This window comes from Thiorhodospira sibirica ATCC 700588, assembly GCF_000227725.2.
Lineage (GTDB): Bacteria > Pseudomonadota > Gammaproteobacteria > Ectothiorhodospirales > Ectothiorhodospiraceae > Thiorhodospira > Thiorhodospira sibirica.
This window is the reverse complement of the sequence record NZ_MU255056.1, coordinates 2273547-2289985: the sequence shown is the minus strand read 5'-3', so window position 1 is coordinate 2289985 and position 16439 is coordinate 2273547. Positions and strand designations below refer to the sequence as shown.

18 protein-coding genes and 1 pseudogene are annotated in these 16439 nt (G+C 57.5%); 5 read left to right on the top strand and 14 right to left on the bottom strand.

The window, feature by feature from the left end; translation table 11 throughout:
• Positions 1-117 precede the first annotated feature (117 nt).
• The 8 genes from mraY to coaD all read right to left on the bottom strand — a co-directional run bounded on the left by mraY (position 118) and on the right by coaD (position 6732).
• Positions 118-1200 (bottom strand): phospho-N-acetylmuramoyl-pentapeptide-transferase, encoded by a 1083-nt coding sequence (gene mraY, locus THISIDRAFT_RS10690; protein ID WP_006786067.1) that lies wholly within the window; start codon positions 1198-1200, stop codon positions 118-120.
• Positions 1181-2617, bottom strand: coding sequence for a UDP-N-acetylmuramoyl-tripeptide--D-alanyl-D-alanine ligase (locus tag THISIDRAFT_RS10685; protein WP_006786066.1), 1437 nt, complete (start codon positions 2615-2617; stop codon positions 1181-1183). Before THISIDRAFT_RS10685 ends, mraY begins: the two co-directional genes overlap by 20 nt.
• A gap of 31 nt (positions 2618-2648) precedes the next feature.
• Positions 2649-4172 (bottom strand): UDP-N-acetylmuramoyl-L-alanyl-D-glutamate--2,6-diaminopimelate ligase, encoded by a 1524-nt coding sequence (locus THISIDRAFT_RS10680; RefSeq protein WP_006786065.1) that lies wholly within the window; start codon positions 4170-4172, stop codon positions 2649-2651.
• A gap of 251 nt (positions 4173-4423) precedes the next feature.
• Positions 4424-4666, bottom strand: coding sequence for a PepSY domain-containing protein (locus THISIDRAFT_RS10675; protein ID WP_246585378.1), 243 nt, complete (start codon positions 4664-4666; stop codon positions 4424-4426).
• Between the two features lie 92 nt (positions 4667-4758).
• Entirely contained in the window at positions 4759-5298 is a 540-nt protein-coding gene (locus THISIDRAFT_RS10670; protein WP_006786063.1) for a glycine zipper 2TM domain-containing protein, read from the bottom strand.
• A 45-nt stretch (positions 5299-5343) separates the two neighbouring features.
• Positions 5344-5697, bottom strand: a complete 354-nt coding sequence (locus THISIDRAFT_RS10665) for a hypothetical protein (RefSeq protein ID WP_006786062.1) — start codon at positions 5695-5697, stop codon at positions 5344-5346.
• Positions 5698-5836: 139 nt separating this feature from the next.
• Positions 5837-6088, bottom strand: coding sequence for a YfhL family 4Fe-4S dicluster ferredoxin (locus THISIDRAFT_RS10660; RefSeq protein ID WP_006786061.1), 252 nt, complete (start codon positions 6086-6088; stop codon positions 5837-5839).
• Positions 6089-6252: 164 nt separating this feature from the next.
• Positions 6253-6732 carry a pantetheine-phosphate adenylyltransferase gene (coaD, locus tag THISIDRAFT_RS10655; protein WP_006786060.1) on the bottom strand — a complete coding sequence of 160 codons (480 nt, stop codon included), beginning with the start codon at positions 6730-6732 and terminating at the stop codon, positions 6253-6255.
• Positions 6733-6900: 168 nt separating this feature from the next.
• Between coaD and THISIDRAFT_RS10650 the strand changes: the two genes are divergently transcribed.
• From THISIDRAFT_RS10650 to speD, 4 genes are all read left to right on the top strand, one after another.
• Positions 6901-7404 carry a disulfide bond formation protein B gene (locus tag THISIDRAFT_RS10650; RefSeq protein WP_006786059.1) on the top strand — a complete coding sequence of 168 codons (504 nt, stop codon included), beginning with the start codon at positions 6901-6903 and terminating at the stop codon, positions 7402-7404.
• A complete protein-coding gene (locus THISIDRAFT_RS10645) occupies positions 7385-7888 on the top strand; it encodes a hypothetical protein (protein ID WP_006786058.1) in 504 nt (167 codons plus the stop codon). The genes THISIDRAFT_RS10650 and THISIDRAFT_RS10645 overlap by 20 nt, the downstream gene beginning before the upstream one ends.
• Before the next feature lie 71 nt (positions 7889-7959).
• Entirely contained in the window at positions 7960-8400 is a 441-nt protein-coding gene (locus THISIDRAFT_RS10640; RefSeq protein ID WP_006786057.1) for an OsmC family protein, read from the top strand.
• Positions 8401-8485: 85 nt separating this feature from the next.
• Positions 8486-9298 carry an adenosylmethionine decarboxylase gene (gene speD / locus THISIDRAFT_RS10635; protein ID WP_006786056.1) on the top strand — a complete coding sequence of 271 codons (813 nt, stop codon included), beginning with the start codon at positions 8486-8488 and terminating at the stop codon, positions 9296-9298.
• Between the two features lie 46 nt (positions 9299-9344).
• Here the strand turns inward: speD and THISIDRAFT_RS10630 are convergent, their stop codons facing one another.
• The 6 genes and pseudogenes from THISIDRAFT_RS10630 to THISIDRAFT_RS10605 form a co-directional block, all read right to left on the bottom strand.
• Positions 9345-10790 carry a hypothetical protein gene (locus THISIDRAFT_RS10630; protein ID WP_006786055.1) on the bottom strand — a complete coding sequence of 482 codons (1446 nt, stop codon included), beginning with the start codon at positions 10788-10790 and terminating at the stop codon, positions 9345-9347.
• A gap of 26 nt (positions 10791-10816) precedes the next feature.
• Complete coding sequence (locus THISIDRAFT_RS10625; RefSeq protein WP_006786054.1) at positions 10817-11215, bottom strand: hypothetical protein; 399 nt, start codon at positions 11213-11215, stop codon at positions 10817-10819.
• A gap of 14 nt (positions 11216-11229) precedes the next feature.
• A complete protein-coding gene (locus THISIDRAFT_RS10620) occupies positions 11230-11703 on the bottom strand; it encodes a zinc ribbon domain-containing protein (protein ID WP_139063930.1) in 474 nt (157 codons plus the stop codon).
• A 252-nt stretch (positions 11704-11955) separates the two neighbouring features.
• Positions 11956-13101 carry a type IIL restriction-modification enzyme MmeI gene (locus THISIDRAFT_RS10615; protein ID WP_221913998.1) on the bottom strand — a complete coding sequence of 382 codons (1146 nt, stop codon included), beginning with the start codon at positions 13099-13101 and terminating at the stop codon, positions 11956-11958.
• Between the two features lie 97 nt (positions 13102-13198).
• A complete protein-coding gene (locus tag THISIDRAFT_RS14865) occupies positions 13199-14026 on the bottom strand; it encodes an adenylate/guanylate cyclase domain-containing protein (protein ID WP_246585425.1) in 828 nt (275 codons plus the stop codon).
• A 306-nt stretch (positions 14027-14332) separates the two neighbouring features.
• A pseudogene (locus tag THISIDRAFT_RS10605) lies at positions 14333-15101 on the bottom strand (CHASE2 domain-containing protein); the annotation flags it as partial.
• Positions 15102-15387: 286 nt separating this feature from the next.
• On the opposite strand from THISIDRAFT_RS10605, the gene THISIDRAFT_RS10600 reads away from it, so the two are divergent.
• Positions 15388-15993 carry a Rha family transcriptional regulator gene (locus THISIDRAFT_RS10600; protein WP_246585377.1) on the top strand — a complete coding sequence of 202 codons (606 nt, stop codon included), beginning with the start codon at positions 15388-15390 and terminating at the stop codon, positions 15991-15993.
• The last annotated feature ends 446 nt before the right edge of the window (positions 15994-16439 follow it).

Sequence of the window (16439 nt, the reverse complement as noted above, 5' to 3'; positions counted from 1 at the left end):
CGCCATTTTTCCATTTTTTCGTAGCGGCATTCTCAATATGCCGCTATCTGTTGCACTCTGCTCGTCCCCTCGCCGATACAGGCTTTTCCCAAAAAGGCTCCCCTCGCACGCCGCTGTTTAACGGATTTTCAGGGTGGCCAGGCCGATGAGTACTAAGATGACGGTGATGATCCAGAAGCGCACGATGACGCGGGGTTCTGGCCAGCCTTTGAGTTCAAAGTGATGGTGCAGTGGGGCCATGCGGAAGATGCGCCGTCCGGTGAGTTTGTAGGTGAGCACTTGCAGGATGACGGAGAGGGTTTCGGCGACGAACACTCCGCCCATGATGATCAGGACGATTTCCTGACGGGTGAGGACAGCCAGTACGCCCAGCGCCGCACCCAGTGCCAGGGCGCCGACATCGCCCATGAAAACCTGTGCGGGGTAGGCATTGAACCACAAAAAGCTTAGCCCGGCTCCGACGATGGCCCCGGCAAACACGACCAGCTCGCCCACGCCGGGGACATGCGGTATGCCGAGATAATTGGCAAAGATGGCGTGCCCGGTGGCGTAGGCAAATACGCCCAAGGCCCCGGCAACCAGTACGCTGGGCATGATGGCCAGGCCATCCAGGCCATCGGTGAGGTTGACGGCATTGCTAGAGCCGACGATGACCAGCCAGGTCAGCGGAATAAACCACAGACCCAGCGGGATTAAGACGTCTTTAAAAAACGGCACAATCAGGGTGGTTTCAATCGGGGTCTGGGCGGTGTGATACAGCACAACCGCAGTGATCAGCGCGATGAGGCTTTGCCAGAAGAATTTGTGGCGGGCGCTGAGGCCGCGACTGTTGCCGTAGCGGAGCTTGAGGTAGTCATCCCAGCCGCCAATCAGGCCGAATAAGAGGGTGACAATCAGCACTACCCAGACAAAGCGGTTGCTTAAATCGCTCCAGAGCAGGGTGCTGATGGCCACCGCCACCAGAATCAAGGCTCCGCCCATGGTCGGCGTTCCCGCTTTGCTGAGGTGGCTGTTGGGGCCATCGGTGCGCACCTGTTGGCCGATTTTGTAGCGGGTGAGGCGGCGGATCATCCAGGGGCCGATGATAAAGGCGATGATCAAGGCACTGAGTACGCCAAGAATGGCGCGCAGGGTGAGGTATTGGAAGACATTGAAGCCGGTGTGATACTGGCTCAGGTAATCAATCAAGATGAGCAGCATGGTCCGCGCTCCTGAAGTCATGCGTTAAAAGGGCTGTCACGATCTGTTCCATCTGCTGGCTGCGTGAGCCTTTGATCAACAGGCTGATGTGGCTGGGGCCATCGGGCTGATGCAATTGTGCTTCCAGGGTTGCGCATAGGGCTTCCAGCAACGCGGCTTTGCTGGCATAGTGTGCCTGTGGCTGTTTAAAGCTGTGTGCGGTATGTGCGGATAAGGGGCCGGTGACCCAGAGGTGGTCTATCTGCTGACTGCGCGCATACACGCCGATTTCATGATGCAGGGCCTCACCCTGCGCTCCCAGTTCGCCCATATCGCCCAGAATCAGCATCCGCGTTCCGGTTTGCTGGCTGAGTACATCAATCGCGGCTTTCACCGAGGCCGGGTTGGCATTATAGCTGTCATCAATGATTTCCAGGCACAGCGCCCCGCCGTGGATACGGTCAAGCGAGCGGTGCTGGATTTGCACCCGCCCCGGCACGGCGGCAACCGTCTCCAGCCCGTCTATAATATGCGCGAGGTCGATGCCCAAGGCATGTGCCGCCGTGGCCGCCGCCAGGGCATTATGCAGATTATGCTGTCCCGGCAGGCTCAAGCGCAGCGCCGCCGTCTGTCTATCAACGCACAGCTGGAGCTGCTGTTCGCTGAGTCGTTGTCCGCTAACCGTGGCCTGTGGATGCCCCCGCAGGCTAAAGCCCAGCCAGCGGCGCTGGGTGTTGAGGCTTTGCCAGAGTGGGGCGTACTGTTCATCCAGGGCAATGACCGCCACCCCGGAGGCTCCCAGACCGCCGTATATCTCTCCTTTGGCGTGTGCCACTCCTTCAATGGAACCGAAACCTTCCAGATGCGCCGGGCCAGCATTGGTAATCAGCGCGACTTCAGGCTGTGCCAGCTGGGTCAGGTAAGCGATTTCGCCGGGGTGATTGGCTCCCATTTCAATCACGGCATACTGATGCTGCTCCTGCAGGCTTAGCAAGGTCAGCGGCACCCCGATGTCATTATTCAGATTGCCCTGAGTTGCCAGCGTTGGGCCACGCTGGCGCAAAATAGTGGCGAGCATCTCTTTGACCGTGGTCTTGCCGTTACTGCCGGTGAGGGCGACCAGCGGCAGCGCTAAACGCGCCCGCCAGGCCCGTGCGAGTTGCCCCAAGGCCCGGCGTGTATCGGCAACCAGTAACTGCGGCAGCGCGATGGCACAGGGCCGCGACACCATCACTGCCGCATAGCGCTCAGGGATTGGGCCTTGCTCAAGCAGGGCATGGGCATCAAACCGTGCGCCCGCCAGCGCCACAAACAGGGCCGGGACTGGGGGTGCTGGCTTGCGGGTATCGGTGCCCAACGCCTGCAGGCACACATCGGCCGGGGGTGACAGCCAGTGTCCCTGGGTATGGTGCGCCAGTTCAGCAGGATGAAAATACATGATTAATAATGTCCTGTTATGAATGATGTGCTTAACTGAGCAGCTGCGCGGCGATAGCGCGGTCACTGAAGGCGAACACTTGATCGCCGATAAACTGGCTGCTCTCATGCCCCTTCCCGGCAATCAGCACCGTATCTGATGGCTCGGCCTGGCTAAAGGCCAGCGCAATGGCCCGGGCGCGGTTAAGCTCACACAGCACCGGAACCTGTCCGTTAAAGCTCTGCAAAATCTCTTGCGCAATCTGCTGCGGGTCTTCATGGCGCGGGTTGTCATTGGTGAGGACAATGGCATCGGCATAGGCCTGCGCGGCTTGGGCCATCAAGGGGCGTTTGCCACGATCACGTCCCCCGCCACAGCCAAAGACACACCAGATCCGGCCGCGCTGATGATCGCGCAAGGCCTGTAAAACCTGAATCAGCGCATCCGGGGTATGGGCATAATCGACCATCAGCGTCGGACGCCCCGGCTGATGAAAAACCTCCATGCGTCCCGGCAGGGGATGCAGATGATGCAACCGCTCCATCACATCGGAAAAGCGCATCCCCAACTGCAAGGCCACCGCCAGCACAGCCAGGCTGTTATACAGATTAAAACGCCCCAACAGCGGTGTTTCCAGCACCCCGCTGCCCCAAGGGCTGCTGATCTCACAGGCGATACCCTGCGGTAAATAGCGAATCTGTTGCGCCAAAATTTGCTCATGCCCCTGTGTATTGGCCTGCAAACCGTAGCCGATCACCGGGATTTTATGACACACCGCCTGCGCCAGCCGCTGACCAAAGGGATCATCCAGATTCAACACAGCGGCTTCCAGCCCCGGCCAATGGAACAGACGCGCCTTGGCCTGCGCATACTGTTCAAGGGTGAGATGATAATCCAGATGATCGCGTCCCAATTGCGTCAACACCGCCAGATCAAAGGCAACGCCTTCAACCCGCCCCTGATCCAGCGCATGAGAAGACACCTCAATCGTGGCATAGCGCACATCCTGAGCGCGCAACAGCGCCAGCGTTTTATGCAGACTCAGACTGTCGGGCGTAGTGTGGCCGGTATCCTGTAACTCACCCGGCACCCCGGCACCCAGCGTACCGATCACTCCACAGCGGATATGCTCACCATCCAGAATTTGCGCTAAAAACTGCGTCACCGAGGTCTTGCCATTGGTCCCGGTAACGCCAATCAGCTTAAGCGCCTGTGATGGCTCACCATAAAAACGATGCGCCAGCAAAGCCAAACGCCGGGATAACTCCGGCACCGCCATGCAAGGAATCCCCAGCGCCTGCGCCGCTTCCGCACTCACCCCTTCGGCGGGTTCCCACAAAATCACGCTGGCACCCAGCGCCTGCGCCTGGGCAGCATACTGCAAGCCATGCTGCTGACTGCCCGCCAGTGCCAAAAACACCTCACCCGCCACAATTTTGCGCGAATCCAGACACAAACCGCTCAACATAACCTCCTGCAGCGGCGGCGGCAATTCGAGTAACTGACAAAGCTGGGACAAAGACTGCTGGGGAAGTAAGGCATTGGGCACGCACGCGGTGCTTGTGTATGGAATCATCAGTTCCTCATGGAACGCCGGTCAGCTGGGGATTGCCGGTCACCAGACCGGCATCATGGATCGCCGCTCACCAGCCCGGGATCATGGATCGCCGCTCACCCGCCCGGCAGAGTTTTCCATGGATCCCACGCTGGCGCGTGGCGCTGCGATAAAGTATATAACCGCCGTCACACCTTGGCTACAACCTGTATTTTATACGGATTGCGGGGTGGTTTTTTGGTCGGCGTGTGCGGTGGTGTAACGGTGAGCGTTCAGCGCCATTGGCCGGTGCGCGCATCGACCACCAGGTTGCGCACGCGCTGGTCTGCGGTGAGGATGCGGATGTGATGTTCCGGCCCGTGGGGGCCGGAGAGGGTTTGTGCGGAGAGGACGCGCCCTTCGACCTGCGTTTGCACCTGTGCTACGGCCTGATCCAGCGACAGCTCGGCCTGGGCGAGGTGTAGTGCGGTGGGTTCAGCGGGGGTTGCAGACAGCGTTGGGGCAAGGATAAGCAAACAGGCACACAGCATGTACGCAAGCCAGGGCGCTGGTCTGCACTGAGTGGATTCATGCTGTGTTTGCATATTGATTTCACCAAAACAAAGGGTTAACGCACGGGTGCGACATTGACGCGCACCTGAACATAGGGGCCTGGATCATAATCCATTTCCTCGGTGTATTCCCGACCACGATACACATAGGTGAGGCGATAGGCGACGATGTGCTCTTCTTCAAGATAGCGGTGTTCGGTATAACAGTGGCGCTGGGGGTAGTATTCATGCACCTGAGCATGACCCCGTTGGCGGCCCATATCATGGCCAATCACGGCACCCAGGGCCGTTCCCGCGACGGTGGCGGCTTTTCTGCCGCTACCCCGGCCAATCTGGTTACCTAACACTCCGCCGATAATGGTGCCGGTAATCATATAAGCCCCAGGATCAGCCCCTTCGCGATAACTGCGCTGCACCTGTTGGTGATGACAGACCTGACGGGGTATGGCGGTACGGGTGACTTGGCGAATCGGGCGCACTGCCACCACCCGCGCCCGATCATAATGTACCGCCGAGCGGCTTGTCTCGTAGCCACGCTCAAAGCGCCGCTCATACGCCTGTGCGTTGGTCATGCACAGGCTGGCAACTATGATCACAACAAGTCCTGCAAAAATAGATCGGTTCATCGGGCGTCACCCGCATTAGTAGGTGGAACGATAGCGCATATTGAGGTCAACCGAGGAGCGACTGCCCGGGCGGGGCGCTTCGTAAATAAAATATTGGGTGGAAGGCCGCTGCGGGCGATAGCTGTTCTGCCGAGAGGGGCGGCAATCGCGTCCGCGATAGCAGGTGTCATGGCGGGAAAAATCACGCGCCTGCGGGGGTGGCCCGCGCCGTGATGATGACGAAGGCGCGGGGTAGTTATAGATATGGATGATGGTAGTATCACCCGCACCATAGCCGCCTCTGGGGCTGGCAATACTGGACGGCGAGAACAGCAGCACAGCAAGGATTAAACAGCCCAAACTCAGAGCATAGCGGGATGTAGTCATCATAGCGACCTCCGATCACGGTTTTATGATAGATCGTGACACGCTAACACAGTGAGCCTGAATCCTGACTGAACACGCATGCGCTGAACGGGCATCCTGCGCACAAGGCACAGGCCAAAACCTGTGCCATTTGATCCATCCCTTAATCTGCGGCGTTTAAACGCTGATATTTCGCCATTAGTTCATCGTGGTTTTCGGCATGTTTGGGGTCCTTGGGAATGCAATCGACCGGACACACCTCAACGCATTGCGGGGTATCGTAGTGACCCACGCACTCCGTACACAGCGACGGCTCAATCACATAGATCTCATCGCCCGGTGAAATAGCGCCATTAGGGCACTCTGGTTCACACACATCACAATTAATGCATTCATCAGTAATCATCAAAGCCATGATCAATATCCTCGTGTCGTGATTTTCATTTTAGAGAAAGAAGCCAACATAAAAGGTTCAGCCTGATAAACGCGCCGAGCCAGCCATCCGTTAGTTAATTGATAATAAATATCATTAACAATTGTGAGAAGCAGACAGTATGTGTTTAAAGCAGGGTGCGCATCTTAACGCAAGCGCGCCTTGAGTGCAGCATCTACGACGGGAGAAACAAACGCGGACACATCACCGCCCAGAGAGGCAATCTCGCGCACCAGGCTGGAAGACACATAGGTTAAGGCCTCTGCCGGGGTCAAAAACAAGGTTTCCAGCTCAGGGGCGAGACGCCGGTTCATGCTGGCCAGCTGAAATTCATGTTCAAAATCAGACACCGCCCGCAAGCCGCGCAACAAGACCTGCGCCTGATGTTGTGCGGCAAAATGCGCCAGCAGCCCCTCAAAGCCCAGCACTTCAACCTGGGGAAATCCTTGCAGGGCCTGTTTGGCAAGCATCACCCGCTCCTCCAGCGAAAAGGTGGGGCGTTTGGACGGACTGGCCGCCACCGCGAGAATCACCCGATCAAACAGCTTCACCGCCCGCCGTACAATATCCGTATGCCCGTGGGTAATCGGGTCAAAGGTTCCGGGATAGATGGCAACAACAGACATGCACACGACTCCAGCGAGATAAAACTCAAGGAAAATGTTAGCAAAACCACCCAGCCGCGCTCTGCACAAGAGTGGTATTTAGATTCAATTTCATTTATTATCAGTTAGTTAATATTTTACATGATGCCCGCATTTTAATCGCAACCGGATTTAAGCTTCAATCGTTTTATGATGATCAATCTACTTCGTCCCCGACCGCTCTGGGCTTTGTTTGCCCTGATCAGCACGGTGATCGTTTTGCTCAGCCTTGCCCTGACGCATTGGGCCGGCCTTGATCCCTGCCACCTGTGTATCTTTCAGCGCCTCCTCTTTATGCTGTTGGCCGCGCTGGCCTTCATGGCGCTGCTGCTGGGCGCGATGGGGGGGCGTGTCATTGCGTGGCTCACCGGCGGGCTTGCGGTATTAGGCGCGGGGGTCGCCGCTTATCAGGTCTGGCTGCAACAACAACCGGCGGGTACCGTGTCGTGTGCCGGGGCAGAATTGACCCTGCTGGAGCGTTTTGTCGAATGGCTCAGTCTCTATGCTCCCAGCCTGTTTATGGCCACTGGACTGTGTGAAGATGACGGCGCGGTCATTCTGGGTTTGTCCCTGGCCGCCTGGGCCTTACTAGCCTTTCTCGGCGCACTGCTGTTGTCTGTGTGGCTTGCCCGGTATGCTTACCGCGCCCGCTGAGGCATCGCCGGGCCTTGGACAAAAGACGCGGCCCTTAGTGCTCATCGGTGTTTTATGCGGTGTGGCGCTGGGACTCGGTGGTATAATTTATCTTTTCTGGCGTCCGCACGACATCTATTTCACCCGGTTTCTCAAAGACATCGGTCTCGGATCATGGCTGGAGATCGGGCGTGAGATGGCGCAGCGCTGGATTCCAACACTGCCGGATTGGATATTGTTTGCCCTGCCCAATGGCCTGTGGGCGTTTGCCTATGCCGTGTTGATCAGTTTTATCTGGTGGGGTGTACGCGGCTATAGCGCCTGGCTGTGGCTTGGCAGTATCCCGCTGCTGACCTTGGGCTATGAAAGTTTGCAGTTTTTGGGCCTGATCCCCGGTGTTTTTTCGGTGGGTGATCTGCTGGCCTGCGCCGTGGGCATGAGCAGCGGGACCATTCTGGGCGCAATGCTTGCGAGGCGTACCCATCGCTTAAGGCCCATGTGTTAACACATGCAACACCCTGCGCTTTGTTCTTAAACATCATTTATCACACTAACGACGCTTTGGAGATTTCTGCATTGACTACGACAGCACGCATCAAATGGCTGGATCACATGACCTTTGTCGGTGAAACCGGGAGTGGACACGCCGTTGTGATGGATGGCCCGCCCGAGGTCGGAGGCCGCGATCTTGGTCCGCGCCCGATGGAAATGCTGCTGCTGGGGATGGGCGGCTGCAGCGGCTTTGATGTGGTGCAGATTCTACAAAAGGCACGCCAGCCGGTGACCGGCTGTGAGGTATCGCTCAGCGCCGAGCGCGCCGATACCGAGCCCAAAGTCTATACCCAGATCCATGCCCATTACACCGTCACCGGACAGGGCCTGTCAGAAAAACAGGTTGAGCGGGCGATTAACCTCTCCATCGAAAAATACTGCTCAGCCTCCATCATGCTCGGGGCCACCGCCAAAATCACGCATGAGTTCACCCTTCAAGACAGCACGCTCCCCAAGGCAGAATAAAAACATTAATGCCGTTCTGGCGTGTTGACTGACAGCGCCCAGCGTCTACAATGCGCGTTTTTGCGCGGTGGAGAGGTAGTTATCAATGGTTGGACGTATGAGTAAACGCTTGAAGCTACACGGCTTTAATAATTTAACCAAAAGCTTGAGCTTCAATATTTACGATATCTGCTATGCCCGCACCGAGGAGCATCGCAGCGAATACATTGAGTATATTGACGAGGCCTATAACGCCAACCGGCTCACCCAGATTCTTACGGATGTCGCTAACATCATCGGCGCCAATGTGCTTGATATCTCGCGCCAGGATTACGATCCGCAAGGGGCCAGCGTCACCATGCTGATCTCTGAGGAGCCGATTGCCACCGAAAAAATCGGCTACACCGAGGAAGGCCCCGGCCCGCTGCCCGAGACGGTGCTGGCACATCTGGACAAGAGTCACATCACCGTTCACACCTACCCGGAAAGCCATCCACAAAGCGGCCTGAGCACCTTCCGGGCAGATATTGATGTGTCCACCTGCGGACGCATTTCACCGCTGCGGGCGCTGAATTACCTGATCCACAGTTTTGAGTCTGATATTGTCATCATGGATTATCGGGTGCGCGGCTTTACCCGCGACATTCGCGGCAAAAAGCACTTCATTGACCACAAAATCACGTCCATTCAAAACTTTTTGTCCAAGGATACCGAGGAGCGTTACCAGATCATGGATGTGAATGTGTATCAGGAGTATCTCTTTCACACCAAGATGCTGCTGAAAAACTTTGACATCAATAATTATCTGTTTGGGATGGGGGTCAATGACTACACCCCGCGTGAACTGGTGCGCATTGAAAAACTGCTCAAGCGGGAGATGTTTGAGATCTTCTATGGGCGCAACATGAACAAAACCTGATTGACATCCTCCCCGCCCTGAACGGCGGGGCTTGTCGCGCAACGGGTCAGGGCGAGGTATGGCGGGCTGCATTCGCATCGAGCCTGCCATGCCTCAGGTGCCAGATGCCCCACACTACAAAAAAACTTGCCAGGGGCACACTGTGTAACAAGAGACGATTAACCGCCGTACCGCTGATCACCCACATGGAGGCATGGGTATATAAAAACAGCAACAGCAATAATCCCCACAGCGCAAACACCGTCACACTCGCCGCCCGCAAGGTCGGCTGCCACACACTGGCCAGCATGAGCAATACCGCGCCAGGGAGCAGGCCATACCACAGCAGATGCCACTGTCCCCACAAAAACAGATGCCGTATCAGCGCCTCCAGTGCCGGACGGTTAAAGCCCAGTTGCAACTGGAAGGACTCGCCGACCGCAATCAGTGAAGGCGTCAGATGCAGCGTGCCGATGATCGGTACATGACTCAACTGCACTCCGCCACTGAGCCACCCGGCAAGCAGCAGCAACCCACCCACTGCGGTAATTAAATAAAAACGCCGTGGTACACGGGCCACCCCCCATGCCGCCACAAACGGCAATAACCACACCCAGCCCTCAATTTTCAGAAGCGGCAGCCAAAGCAGCAGCCCCAAGCCCAGCCAGAAATCCACGGCCTGTCCTTGCCACAACCACCGCCACCAGGCAAGCCCTCCCAGCAGCAACACCAGCGCCATCCACAGATCAGCATAGCCGGCCAATGCCACATGCATACCTAACAAGGGCAAGGAGGCCAGCACATAGATCAACACCAGCGCCAGCCAGCCCGGCAGGCCGTAATAACGGGCATGGCCATAAACGCCCAGCAATAACGCCAGCCATGCCCCCAGCCACGGCAGATGCATCAGACCCGCATGGGGCTCCGTGAGCACCAAAAGCATCCAGGTCGTGATGAGGGAAACCGTCAGGGGATAATGGGCGGCATCCAGCGGATACCCCACCGGCGAAGCTTGCTCAAGCCAAGCGCTTACCGACATAAACGGCACCAGCGCCCCATATTCAGCCCACACGCGGGCGCGCAGTGTCCATGTGGTCCAGGCATCCCAGGCAAACACCGGCTGCCACCAAAGCTCCAGCGCCAGCGAGATCAGCCGTACACCAATCAGCGCGAGGAGCAAACTGCCAACGCACAGGCTTGCAGTGGATACGCCGCGCCAAGGCAACGCCATCGCTCGCGCCAAACGCAGCAAACAGCGGCGCCGGAACCATAGCGCGGCAAGCCCCAGCACTGCCCAGAAAGCCAGGCTTAACGATACCGACACGCCCAGACCGATAAAATCCCAGACCCGCAATAACACGGTGCTGAGCAACAGCCCCAAGGTATAACTATATGCCAGCGCCAAGGCCCACGCCCCCGGCTGAGCACTGCCCCAAAAACAACGAACCCACAGCAAGACACTTGCTGTGGGTAAGAAAAGCGCCAGAAACGCAGCAACAACGCCAGCTGTCATCAATGATCCGCCAAAGCCTGCAAAAATCAGGCAATCATATCAATCACACTGCCATTATCCGCATTTGACGCGGCCAAGGTGCCTTGCAGCTGCTGATTGATCTGTGCATTACTGGCTGGCGGCGGGGCATTATCGGCCTCGCTATAACCAGCAAAGGCCTGCTCCCGGGCGGCATTCATCCGCGCCTCGGCAGCCAGCGTTTGCGGGGTTTGATCAACATTGGGGTTGATGCCACTCTCATAAGGCGCATCGGTTTCACTGCGGCGCGAGGCCTCGCCTTCTTGCGCACTGACCACCGGGCGCGGAGCCTCGGTTTTCATCTCAGTGCCCCCACCACCAACCCGTTGCACCTCAGCCTCGTTAGCATTTGCCAGCGGCGGCGGGGTTAACATCGGGGCGTCAACAACAACAGGTGTGATAACCATAACGAATCCTGCCCTCAAAAACGTGCGCCAAAGTGCGCACCGTTCACTTCCTGCCCCGAACCGTCTTGTTGACCGAATTCGTCTCTGACAGGCGTCACTTCCCCGACTACGCCTGGAACCATTCCAGAAGCAGCGCCGCCGTTGCCGGTCGGACTCGCCACGGGTAGGGCAGTTTCGGTTGCCAGCCGTTTTAAATTTCGTGCTGCATTGATGTCTCGATCATAGTGGGTACCGCAATGCGGGCACGTCCAGTACTGGTCTTGCAGCATCAACGCTTTGTTTTCCAGCCACACACCGAACACCGGGCTGCCTGTACGCCAGCGGCCCGCTATCAACAAATGCGTCCTGCAATGCTTGGCCTTGTATTCCATCTGCCAGCGAAATATCCCAAAGCCTACGCCGCTGATGGCACGGGTCAGCTTCTCGTTGGCCATCATGCGTTTAATGTGGATCGTATTACTTGGACTGACACCCTTAGTATAGTTCAAAAAGTCCGCAGTAACATCTGCTTGCGGCACACCAAGTTTGGGGAACTACCAACAATCGCTTGTCTTTGGCGCTCACACCACCGTCGGTCACTTTGCCAGGGAAAAGGGGTTCAAGCCTCTCTCACGGGTCATCTCACAGCATTAAGCGGGGCATAAAGCATCCAAATATTGAAACAGAACGCACTGTCCCATCTTCGCAAACTGCAAAAGCTGCCCAAGCGGGTGGCGAGCTATTTCCAGGCCGGGATCCATTCAATATGCAGCTGCGTGTTTATCCGTAACATGGACTTTGAAGCCTTCGCAGAGACTGTCGCTGATGATGAGGTGGTTGAGTTGGGGGTCGTCGGCGAAGAGGCCGCCGTTGTAGGCGGGGATGTTGAGGGGGTGGCTGCCTTGGTCGATGGCGCGAAACAGGCCTTTGAAGTTTTGGTAGATGGGTTGGGGGTCGTAGGGGTTGGCGTGGGTGTAGGCGTTGTGGATGCTGTTGTCGGGGATGAGGCCGTGGTCTTCGGCGAAGGCGATGAAGAGGACGCGGTCGAGTAGTTTTTGCGCCGGGGCGAGTAGGCTGGCGGGGGCGTGGCCGGGGTTGTCGTGGATGAGGTGGGTGAGGAGGCGTTCGCGCAGGTTTTTGTAGTCGCGGTAGAGTTGGGCGGTGATGTCTTGGTCGATTTGTTGGCTTTGGGTTAGGCGTTCGCGGGTGCGGCCTGTGAGGAGTTGGTCGGCGGCGAGGCAGAGTATGAAGCGGGTGTATTCTGCGGGGTCGGTGAGGCGGTTGAGGGCGAAGTGTTCGTAGACGTGTGTTGTTTCGCCTACGGCGTAGAGGCGTAGTTCGAGGTAGTTGCTGACGATGACCCATTGGCAACCTTTGGCGTCGTGGGCGTATTCCCAGCCTTGTTGTATCGGGGTTTTGCCACGTCCGGACATGATGGCGTCGAGGTTGTGGGTTTTGGCGCTTTTGAGTTCGCACACGGCGATGATTTGGTCGTGTTGTTTGTCGTGGTGGAGGTGGCCGAGGACTGCGTCTGCTTTGCCTCGGCCGAGCCAGTATTCTTTGGCGACGGTGTAGTGTGGGCCTTTGCCGCCGAAGGATTGGTAGCCGAGGATGCCGCTGAGGATGCGTTCGATGAAGACGCCTTGCAGGGCTTCTTCTTTTTGTTTGGCGATGGCTCCCTGTTCGATGTGGCTTTGCCAGTTGTGTAGTTGTTCGAGGTGGGCGGCAGGGATTGTGGCGTTGGGGTTTATGTGGCGGGCGAGCAGTTTGGGTTGGAAGAGGTGGTTGGGGGTGTTTGACATGTTTGCTTCTCCGTGTTCCGTGTCGGGGGTGTTGTTGGGGGGAGCAAAAAACAGCAGCAGTATAGCGGATTTGGGGGTGGTGGCGGCATCATCTTGATGCCGCATAAATACCCCGCGAACGTAGGATGCGTCCGCCACATGTGGCGGCAGCCTCGCATGAAGCCGCAGAACACATCTGCGATGTTTTATTTTTCGTGCAAGGTCAAGCTGCCGTCCCAGTCTGGGGGTGGGTGTGCAGGGTGTGCAGGGTGTGCAGGGTGTGCAGGGTGTGCAGGCGTTGCTGGTAGTGGCTGTATAGGGCGTTTGTGGGGTGGTTTTGTTGCAGGGCGTGCAGGTGGGTGCTGGCCTGTTGCCAATGTTGCTGGCGCAGGGCGTGTAAAAATTGCTGGAATTGTTGGACCTGTGCGTGTTGTGCCGGGCTTGCCTTGGCGATACGACACAGCGGCTGATAGATCCGGACGGCCTGTTGCTTGCCCTTGACCCGGACCCAGTCTACTTCTTGCCAGAGGAAATGCGGCTGTGCCAGCGTGTGAGTGCGCTCCCCCACGAGTAGATCAATCCCGTAATATTTACTGGCGCTTTCCAGGCGCGAGGCGAGGTTGACGGCATCACCCAGGACGGTATAGGCGCGGCGGTATTGGGAGCCCATGTCGCCGACATTCATCAGGCCGGTGTTGATGCCGATGCCGATGCGCACCTGTGGCCAGCCTTTGCGGATAAAGCTCTGGCTGAGCCGTTGGGTTTCGTTGAGCATTTCCAGGGCGGCCTCGATGGCATGGTGTGCGTGTTCGGGGTCGTCTACCGGGGCACCCCAGAAGGCCATGATCATATCGCCGACGTATTTGTCGATGGTGCCCTGCTGGGCAAAGATGATCCGCGTCATCGGGGTAAAGTACTGATTGAGAAACTGTTTGAGCGCATCGGCGCGCAGTTGCTCGGAGAGCTGGGTAAAACCACGAATATCGGCAAATAATACCGTCAGCTCGCGGGACTGTCCGGCAAAGCCAAATTGCCCCGGCCGCTCGCTCATGTGTTCGACCAGCGCGGGTGGCACGTATTGCCCAAACATATTTTTAAGGCGTTGCCGGGTACGGGTTTCAAAGAAAAAGCCCCAACCCATGTTGAAGACCAGCAAGACTGCCATCAATAGCAGCGGCCCGGCGCTGTCAAGCACCAGGCCGTGCCAGATCCACAGCGTGGTGTTAAGCCCTACGATCACCAGCCCCACGCACACAGCCAGCGCCAGTTGCCACACGACGCTCAATGACGGCAATAACAGTGCCAGCAGTAGCCCGGCCATCAGGAAATACACGTTTTGTGCGCCAGGCGCCCAACTGGGTTGCACCAGATAGGCTTCGCCCAGAATGGCCGTGAGTACGTTGGCCTGGATTTCTACGCCGGGATAGGCGGCTTGCAGAGGGATGGCGCGCAGATCAAACAGACCCGGCGCGGTGGTGCCCACGAGCACGATGGCCCCGGCCAGCATGTGCGGGTCAACCTCACCGGCCAGAACGTGGGCGGCGGAGACATAGGGAAAGTGGCCAAATGGCCCACGATAGGGCACCAGCATTTGCCCCTGGCCATCGGTCGGGATGCAAGCTAAAAAAGCCCGCGCTTCCGGCGGCCTGCATTAAGATCGGCAGAGGTGCGGAATAGCTTTGCATGGGGGGGATAGGGAGCTGCAATGTGTCAATAGGGGGGACAAGCGCTAGCGGGGCGGGGAGCTGGCCTGTGGGCGGGGTCTGATCCAGGGGGCGAAAGACATAGCCCAGTACGCTGGGCTGCTGTGCCAGAGCCTCGCTGAATGTGCGCTCCTGATCCAGCTGTGGGCGCAATGCCTCCAGGGCCTGCTGCAGGCCAGGATTATCCAGATATGGCCATATTTGCTCCACCGGGTTGTGTTGGGCCTCGGCAAAGAGGATATCAAAGACCACCAGCGCCACATCGGCAGCCTGCAAACGCATCAGCAGCGTCGCCAGACGTTCACGCGGCCAGGGCCAGTGTCCCTCGCGCTGCAGCGAGCGTTCGTCAATATCTACAATCACCAGCGGCGGAACAGCGGCACGTAGCGTGCGGGCGAGGCAGCCACTGCAGCGTCTGGTCATAGGCCATCAGCTGCAGCCGCTGGTAGAGGTTATAAAGCCCTGCATCTTCATCGACCGGCAAAATGATCAGGCTGCAAACCCCCAGCACGCCGATCATTCGGGCTAAATGTCTGGCCCGGCGGCGGCTTAGTGCGGTGATGTTCCACATGGATATTTGGTAGCCCCACAAATGGTAGTGAATAATGATGTAGCGGTCATTAGATCAAAAAGTAAAAAGCCATATAAAAATGCTTGCCGCGATATACGCACAATGTTGGATCATATTTACAAAGAGGATGGCTCAGTTTTGAGCCATGAGGAAATTCAAGGCATTAGCCTTGATCGGGATGCGCGAAATTACGTTATTGCCTACCACCTCGACAAAAACCACACCCTGACACTGCTCACCGGCTACGACGCCAAAGCCCGTTTCAAAGTCATCCAACGCTGGCAAGAACTCGAAGCCCAGCAGACAGCCACCGCCTCACCGCCATTTTCCCCACCCGCCACCGTCTTCTTCCCACCCAGCCCGGTGACACCCCTAATTGAGCGGGTTTGCGCCAAGGGCGAATTACTCAAAACCTCGGTACATATTCTCAAACCCTCCCAACCCAGCATCCTGCGAATGCTCCATGAACTTGGCGCCAGTGAAGGACTGGATACCGGATTTCTCCCCGCCTACAGCGAAGAACCCGTGGTGCAATCCCTTACCGCCCTGCTCAAACAGCACCATAGCCGCTACAGCCGCAGCGACAACAAGCGTTTTAAACATCTCACCGAAGCGGGTTTACGCTATGGACGCAACGAAACCAGCGCACAAAACCCGCGAGAAACCCAGCCGCTGTATTATGCAGAACACTTCCCGGAATTACTGGCGCGCATTGACGCGGCCTTAGGCCAGCAAGCGGCGTAGTCATCACCGTGGCGGCAGGCAGGCAGCCGTCGCTGTGTTTTTCATGCGGCATCAGGATGATGCCGCCACAGCGTGGCGGACGCATCTTGCGTTCGCTGGTTTTCAAGCGACACCTGGAAGGTGTCGCCACGTCAAAAACTCTCCTCCTTTTCAAGGAGGGGTGCCCCGTCAGGGGCGGGGTGGTTATGTGTTAAAAAACTGACCCCCTCCCCGCCTGCGGCGGGACTTCCCCTTGGCAGGGGGAGAGTCTTTGCCGCCACGTCTTATAATAAAACAGGAGCGCTGGAGCTCTCCCACCCCGGTGCGGAGCGGGTGCTCCGCGCTCCCGGTAGCGATGCCGCCCGTTTTCGGGTAACGAGTCGGCGTCTTTAGCAAAAAAAGTGATAAAGATCGCAGGATTTATGCGTTGTGTGGCACAGGCCGCTGTGGCTAAATAGTTAGGTGTT

Bases quoted from the DNA above. Each gene is read 5' to 3' on its own strand.
- THISIDRAFT_RS10625 (WP_006786054.1), bottom strand. From the start codon at position 11,215: ATGGTTATCACACCTGTTGTTGTTGACGCCCCGATGTTAACCCCGCCG.
- THISIDRAFT_RS10650 (WP_006786059.1), top strand. From the start codon at position 6,901: ATGATGATCAATCTACTTCGTCCCCGACCGCTCTGGGCTTTGTTTGCC.
- THISIDRAFT_RS10645 (WP_006786058.1), top strand. From the start codon at position 7,385: ATGCTTACCGCGCCCGCTGAGGCATCGCCGGGCCTTGGACAAAAGACG.
- THISIDRAFT_RS10630 (WP_006786055.1), bottom strand. From the start codon at position 10,790: ATGACAGCTGGCGTTGTTGCTGCGTTTCTGGCGCTTTTCTTACCCACA.
- THISIDRAFT_RS14865 (WP_246585425.1), bottom strand. From the start codon at position 14,026: ATGAGCGAGCGGCCGGGGCAATTTGGCTTTGCCGGACAGTCCCGCGAG.
- mraY (WP_006786067.1), bottom strand. From the start codon at position 1,200: ATGCTGCTCATCTTGATTGATTACCTGAGCCAGTATCACACCGGCTTC.
- THISIDRAFT_RS10685 (WP_006786066.1), bottom strand. From the start codon at position 2,617: ATGTATTTTCATCCTGCTGAACTGGCGCACCATACCCAGGGACACTGG.
- speD (WP_006786056.1), top strand. From the start codon at position 8,486: ATGGTTGGACGTATGAGTAAACGCTTGAAGCTACACGGCTTTAATAAT.
- coaD (WP_006786060.1), bottom strand. From the start codon at position 6,732: ATGTCTGTTGTTGCCATCTATCCCGGAACCTTTGACCCGATTACCCAC.
- THISIDRAFT_RS10615 (WP_221913998.1), bottom strand. From the start codon at position 13,101: ATGCGGCATCAAGATGATGCCGCCACCACCCCCAAATCCGCTATACTG.
- THISIDRAFT_RS10680 (WP_006786065.1), bottom strand. From the start codon at position 4,172: ATGATTCCATACACAAGCACCGCGTGCGTGCCCAATGCCTTACTTCCC.
- THISIDRAFT_RS10665 (WP_006786062.1), bottom strand. From the start codon at position 5,697: ATGATGACTACATCCCGCTATGCTCTGAGTTTGGGCTGTTTAATCCTT.
- THISIDRAFT_RS10660 (WP_006786061.1), bottom strand. From the start codon at position 6,088: ATGGCTTTGATGATTACTGATGAATGCATTAATTGTGATGTGTGTGAA.